This window comes from Clostridium sp., from assembly GCF_036569345.1.
Taxonomy (GTDB): Bacteria; Bacillota; Clostridia; order Clostridiales; family Clostridiaceae; genus Clostridium_AD.
The window spans coordinates 1-7310 of sequence record NZ_DATCQT010000173.1; the positions used below are offsets into that span (position 1 = coordinate 1).

The 7310-nt window shown below is 30.0% G+C and carries 5 protein-coding genes; 4 read left to right on the forward strand and 1 reads right to left on the reverse strand.

Features of this window, described 5'->3' with window-relative positions; translation table 11 throughout:
* On the reverse strand, nucleotides 1-479 hold a 479-nt coding region (locus tag VIM70_RS17625; RefSeq protein ID WP_331947091.1), incomplete at its 3' end, for a hypothetical protein.
* Between the two features lie 626 nt (nucleotides 480-1105).
* Here VIM70_RS17625 and VIM70_RS17630 point away from each other — a divergent pair.
* The 4 genes from VIM70_RS17630 to VIM70_RS17645 all read left to right on the forward strand — a co-directional run.
* The gene (locus VIM70_RS17630) at nucleotides 1106-3997 is read left to right on the forward strand and encodes a TrlF family AAA-like ATPase (protein WP_331947092.1); all 2892 of its coding nucleotides are present in this window, start codon (nucleotides 1106-1108) and stop codon (nucleotides 3995-3997) included.
* Between the two features lie 691 nt (nucleotides 3998-4688).
* Nucleotides 4689-5264 carry a recombinase family protein gene (locus tag VIM70_RS17635; RefSeq protein ID WP_331947093.1) on the forward strand — a complete coding sequence of 192 codons (576 nt, stop codon included), beginning with the start codon at nucleotides 4689-4691 and terminating at the stop codon, nucleotides 5262-5264.
* A 308-nt stretch (nucleotides 5265-5572) separates the two neighbouring features.
* Entirely contained in the window at nucleotides 5573-5959 is a 387-nt protein-coding gene (locus VIM70_RS17640) for a hypothetical protein (RefSeq protein ID WP_331947094.1), read from the forward strand.
* 101 nt (nucleotides 5960-6060) lie between these two features.
* Nucleotides 6061-7310 (forward strand): Nramp family divalent metal transporter (locus VIM70_RS17645; RefSeq protein WP_331947095.1); only part of this gene is annotated, 1250 nt, incomplete at its 3' end.

Sequence of the window (7310 nt, forward strand, 5' to 3'; positions counted from 1 at the left end):
ATCCTAATCTCCTTAAAATTTGATACCAATACCCATTTGCATCCATCATATTTGCTAGCGTAACTGAACGCCTGTTCAACTGGTGTTCCATAATCTTTAGCATTTCTCTTTTGTTTTTCATCTAAATCAATATTCGGACCCTTTAATTCAATAACAGCGTGCGTTTTACCTATTGGATTGCTAGCTGAATATAATCCTAATACGCCATCCGGTTTAGTTCCATCTACTTCTGTTTTTTGTTCTATACATAAACTCCAATCTTTTTCACCGGATGTCACTGTACTATAGTCTAAAACATCAACAAATATGTCCTTAAAAAATTCTCCCCCTAACTGTATTTCACTTTGGCTTTTAATATAATCATTATTGCTCCATTTTTTTATTACATTTACCCTTGCTTCAACATGAAACACGTCTAGTAAATTAACTTCTTTCAATAAATCTTCTGTATTAAATAACGGAATATCATATTTACTCATAACCTACCACTTAATAATTGCTATACATTTTACAATATTAAACAAATGCTTGATATATGATAAATTTAGGCTATGTTAGACATAGGGGAATAAAATTTAGTGAATTAGGAAGGAAAGGTGTACCCAATGATTCACAATTCATAGCACCATATATCAACATTCCATACGGTATCATAAGGTTATAAGACTAATTAAAAAACGTATCATTCATAGTAAAGTTAAAAAGTATGACGAGTAGTATAAATGTCATCACTGGAAACTTGAATCATAAGCTCTGGGGTATATTCTTGAGCTTTATTTTACCTATTTTTACAAATGTTGCAGGAGAAAAATTGTTTTATGGTGAATTAATATAATAAAAATGTTAAAGCGCGAGGCTTGTACTACATAATTGCAAAAGCACTATATTTAAGGATGAGAAGTAAATCATTAAAGATATATAATGTATTTAATCAGATATTTTACTATAAATAAATCAGATCGTATAATACTTTTGTTTAATCAAACCTATATTATAGGTTTGATTAAACAAAAGTAAGGATGGGAAGGACAAATCGTGACAAGTTTTCTTTCTGTTATTCATATAACTAGACAAGTTGTTTTTATAAAGTTAGAGGAGGTATATTATGGATAAATATCCACGTGGTTCTGAATGGAGAAGATGGGATTTACACTTTCACACACCATCTTCTTATGATGTAAGTAATTCTATTACGAATGAACAGCTGGTAAAGGTTTGGAAAGACAATAGCATATCGGTTATTGCAATTACAGATCATCATGAGATGGATATAAAAAGAATATCTGAGTTGAAGGTATTAGCGAGTGTTGAAAATATTACTGTGTTGCCTGGAATAGAATTTTTATCAGATGCAAGAGGGAGAGAACCGATACATTTTATAGGAATATTTTCAGAAAATTGTGATTATGACTATATCTGGGGACAAATATCTAATAGAACTAAAATATGTGATATAAAGGGAAATGGCAAAAAGCATAATGAAGTATATTGTGATCTTAAAGATACAATTTCATTGATTAAGGAACTTGGTGGAATCGTTACAATCCATGCTGGGAAAAAGTCAAACTCAATAGAAAACATTACTGATTCATTACCCCATGGAGAGGCCCAAAAAAAGGATATAGCTGATATTATAGATATTTTTGAGATGGGTAAAGAAAAAGACTTGGAAGATTATAGAAAATTCGTTTTCTCATCGATTAAGAAGGTGATTCCTATGGTTATCTGTTCAGACAATCATGACATTAATAATTACTCCTTTAAACAAAAACTTTGGATTAAGGCAAACCCTACTTTTGAAGGTCTTAAACAAGCAATAAATGAACCCAACGATAGGTTCTATGTTGGTGATGAACCAGATGTTTTAACAAGAGTTTATCAAGACAAAACAAGGTATATTAGTAGCATTACCATTGATACTGTTGACAATCAAGATAATACTTCACAAGTCTGGTTTAAGGAACTCAATATTCAACTTAATAAAGAACTTGTAGCGATTATTGGTAATAAAGGAAGTGGAAAGAGTGCTGTTTCTGATATTATTAGCTTGTGCTCTGATGCAAAGCATAAAGACAATTTTTTATTTCTACATAAAGATAAATTTAGAAAAAAAGGTTATGCGGACAGATTTAACGCGTATTTAGAATTTGAAAGTGGTATGAAAACAGATATAAGACCACTTAATTATGATATCGTTAATACAGATGAACCGAAAGTTCAGTATTTACCTCAAAATTACTTCGAAAAAGTATGCAATGAAATTGGTGAAGCCGAATCATTTAGAAATGAGATTGAGAATGTAGTATTTCAGTATATACCAGAAGGAAGGAAACTTAAAACTAAAACATTCAAAGAGCTCATCAATTTCCAAAAATCAAGTATAGATAAGGAAATTATTTTAATAAAATCAAAGATAGAAAAAGTAAATTCAGAAATAATCTCTCTTGAAGATAAAAGGAATCCTGAATTTAAGAAGTCTCTACAAAGTAAGCTTAAAACAAAAGAAGAGGAACTCAGAGTTCATGAAATAAATAAGCCAATTGCTCCAATTAATGAAGCTCAAGCTATAGATTCTATTAAAGAAGATACATATGATCAGAAAACTGACTTGATTGAATGGAAATCTAAATTGGCAAAGTGTCAAGAAGACCTCTTAGAACATAATACTGAGTTAGCTGAAAACAATCTATCAATCCAAGAACTCCTACAATTTAAAAGAGATATTATGAGCTTTGAACAGGAGTATAAGGAATTTATTGATGGTAGAAAAGAAATAGCTGAGAAATATTTATTAGATCCGAAAAAAATCATCAAGGTGGATATTAATATTAGTTCAGTTACCAGCTCAATAAATTCTTTTGAAGCTAAGAATACCAATATTCGAGAAATACTTGGTACTGAAGACGTACAGCCTAATTCTGTATACGAAAGTATAAGCCTTGAGGCACAAATAAAGTACTGTGAAGAAGAGATTAAAAAAATTATGAAAAGTTTGAGTAATGTGGAACAAGAACACCAAAAATATTTGAGTGATTTAAATATATGGAATGAAAAAAGAATAATAATAATCGGTACGCTTAACACTTTTGATTCAATCGAATATTTAAAACATGAAATTAAATATTTAGATAACTCTCTAATACCAGATTTAATTGCTAAAAGAGAAAAGCGAATTTTATTTTCAATAGAAATTTATAAAAAGAAACATGAAATAAAGGAGTTTTATGATGATATAAAAGAGGAATTAAGTTCTGAATTAGTTGAGTGTAAAGAACAAAATTTAAATATTCAAAGCTCTCTTGTAATAGATAGTGACTTTGAAGATAATTTCAGCCAATTTATTGATAAAGGAAGAAGCGGGTCATTCTACGGCAAGGAAGAAGGTAAATTCATTCTTAAAGAAAAAATCACAAAAGACCTGGAATGGGATGAAGAGAAAAATGTTAGTGAATTCTTTATTAATATTATCGAGTTCTTCGAGATAGATCAACGTGATAAATTTAAGGGCGAAAATCATTTTATTGGGGATCAAGTTCACAAAAGAAATGATTTTTATAGTTTTCTATTTTCACTAGACTATTTGAAGCCAATTTATGAATTGAGAAAAAATAAAACAAATATTGAGTTATTATCACCAGGAGAGAAAGGAGCACTGCTTTTAGTTTTTTATCTAGTTCTTGATAAAAGCACAATTCCCTTAATAATAGATCAACCTGAAGATAATCTTGATAATAATAGTGTTGCAACAGTGCTAGTACCTTATATTAAAGAAGCAAAAAAAAGACGACAAATTATTATAGTTACGCATAACCCTAATCTTGCTGTGGTTGCTGATGCTGAACAAGTTATTAGGGTAAATATTGATAAAAACAATGGAAATAAATTTTCTTATGTTTCTGGTGGTATTGAAGATCCGATTATTAACAAAGAAATTGTTAATATACTAGAAGGAACTATGCCTGCGTTCAAAACTAGAAAGCAAAAATATAATGATTAATTGGTAAAACAATTCTTTATATCTAAAATTAGAGACACGAATATAGCAGCAAACAACAGCTAACAAATTTATACGAAGATATGTAATTAATTGCACTCAATTTTTATTAGGTATCTAATGATTATATAATTTGAAATTTGAGAGTCATCTTCTGTTTGACAATAAATTAGAAGATGGCTATTGGTAATTTAAACATAAACATCATCATAATACTGTTAGCATATATCACATTGTATTTTAAATTTAAATGATATTTTTATGTTAAATTGTAATTTATAATAAAAATGCAGTAAAGGAGACAAAAGGTATGTCAGTGGAGATTTCTGGTGTGAAAGGATATGAATATCAATATCTTGTGACCTTATATCTTTCTTTGAAATATTTAGAACAAGAAAATATTTCGACATTAATTTAAAACGAACGAGGTGCGCTAATTACTCTTGATAATTATAATATTAATAAAATAAACTACCCATTTAATAGGAAGTTCAAAAGACGAATAAAGGGAACTTAAATCGTTCGTTTAGAGTATACCCCAAACAATAGCAAATAAAAATATTAAGAATAGGGCTATACCTTATAAAAATACATAATAAATAGTTCATCAAATAAATTGACTTTAAACGAACTATTTAATAATCTATACCTAGATACAGTCGGTATAGTTATTAATATAAACAGAGGTGACAATGTGAAAACATATTTTTATATTAGGGTTAGCAGCAAAGAACAAAACACAATTCGCCAGGAGGTAAAAGCAAAAGAATTTAATATACCCTTAGAAAATGTATTTATTGAAAAAGTAAGCGGAAAAAAAATAATAAATAGACCAGTGTTAATAAACTTAATAGCAACATTAAAGAGCGGTGATAAATTAATAGTAGATAGTATAAGCAGATTCGCCAGGAACACTAAAGATTTAATTGAATTAGTAGAGCAGCTAAATAATAAGAGAGTTATATTTGTATCACTAAAAGAAGCCCTGGACACCACCACAAGCACAGGATTTTTTATGTTAACTATGTTTGGAGCAATAGCACAGCTGGAAAGAGAATATATAAAAGATAGACAAATAGAGGGTATTAACATTGCAGTACAAGAGGGAAAATATAAAGGTAGAAAACCTATAGAGAAACCTAAACTATGGGATAAGTATTATAAAATGATGAATGAGGGGGATATAAGCGGTATTGATGTTATGAAAATATTAGATCTAAAGAAAACTACATTTTACAAATTAATAAAGCAGCATGAAGAGGGTAAGTAACCTCTTAATTTTTTATTGTAATAATAAACATTCATAATAAAATAATACTTTATTTGAAATATATGTTACTCGTTTTATATAGTGTTTATGTGAAAATATTCATTATTAATTATTTTTAACAGATGTAAAGAGTTTATTTTAAAGGGTTAGGCTGTGTTCGGTATAATAAAAGTATAGCATTTGGTCCCCCAAAAGTCGTGCAGTGCAGTAGCATGGTTTAGAGTAAAGAGCCATTGTCAACACCTACTAAATAAGTTACCTTTAAGATGCCCAATCTTATAGAAAGGTAATAAAGAAAGGTGATAAACATGACTCAAAAAAAGTATATCAAACATCTTTATGAAAATGAAGAAAAGTCTTTACGTGAAATTGCAAAGGTAACTGAATTAAGTTTTCAAACTGTGCAAAAGTACGCTTACATGGACAACTGGAACGAAGATCATTTGCCTAATGTTGATCCTGATAATTATCCAGTGTTAAAGGATTATATTTCTATTATAAATCAATGGTTGGAAGATGATATGAGACAACCAAGAAAACAACGACACACAGTAATACGCATTTATAACCGTTTAAAAAAGGAACATCAATTCCAAGGTAGTTATAGCAGTATAAAAAAATATGTACGTCGGAGTAACAGCCATTTTTATCAAAACAATCTACTGGTACAGAAAAGAAAAGAGTCAGGAGCATAAAGGAATATTTAATAAGTTTTTTAAAAATGAATGTATTCATTCATGTGTATCAGTTAAAAATATTAAATGTGTATTTATAATATAAAGGCGGTATTAAAAAAATGAAAATAAAAGAAAAGCTAAAGAAGTTACTTAGAATTTTAGGCCCGGGTTTTATATCAGGAGCATCAGATGATGACCCTTCTGGCATTGCAACATACTCTCAGACTGGAGCACAGCTTGGTTTCGGTCAATTATGGGTTGCTCTGTTTTCATTCCCTTTTATGGTGGTTATTCAGGAGATGTGTGGTCGAATTGGTATGGTAAGCGCGAAAGGACTCTCCGGTGTAATAAAAGAGCATTACTCAAAAAAAATATTATACTTTGCTGTGACATTACTAGCAATTGCTAATGTAATTAATATTGGAGCTGATTTAGGAGCTATGGCTTCTGCTGGTCAACTTATCATTGGAATACCATTTATTTTTTGGCTGGTAGGTATAGCCATATTAATAGTTATTTTAGAAATAGCTGTTACATATAAAGTATATGCTAAGTTTTTAAAATATATGGCATTAACGTTATTTGCTTATATTATAACCGCTTTCATCATCAAAGTAGATTGGTCGAAAGTTCTTTATTCAACACTTGTGCCGAGTTTTTCTACAAGTAAAGACTATCTTCTAAATATTGTGGCTATACTCGGAACAACTATCTCGCCTTACCTATTCTTTTGGCAGACTAATCAGGAGGTTGAGGAGGGACATAAAAAAAATAAATTAGGTTTAAAAGCTGTAGGTACAGCAAAAGGTATACCGGATGTAAAAAAAGTGGATGTACGGGATATGAAAATTGATACCAATGTAGGCATGCTATTTTCTAATATTGTTATGTTCTTCATTATTGTAACTACTGCATCTACTTTGAAAACAAATGGGATAACCCATATAGACACTGCCACCCAAGCAGCTCAAGCATTAAAACCGTTTGCTGGAAATTTTGCATCTTTGTTATTTGCTATGGGCATCATAGGGACCGGCCTACTTGCAGTACCTGTTTTGGCTGGTTCTGCAGCGTATGCTATATCCGAAGTCTTTCACTGGAAAGAGGGCCTAAATAAAAAAATTAAAAGAGCGCCTGACTTTTATGGAGTAATTATAGTAGCTGTGGTAATTGGAATTATCATAAACTTTCTTCCAATTAAACCCTTTGAGATGTTATATTATACTGCCATTATTAACGGTATTGCTGCGCCACCACTAATGGTTTTAGTTATGTTAATATCAAACAATAAAAAAATCATGGGTAAGTACTCAAATTCTACTTTTTCTAACATTATGGGGTGGATAATAACAGTTATTATGGCAATTGC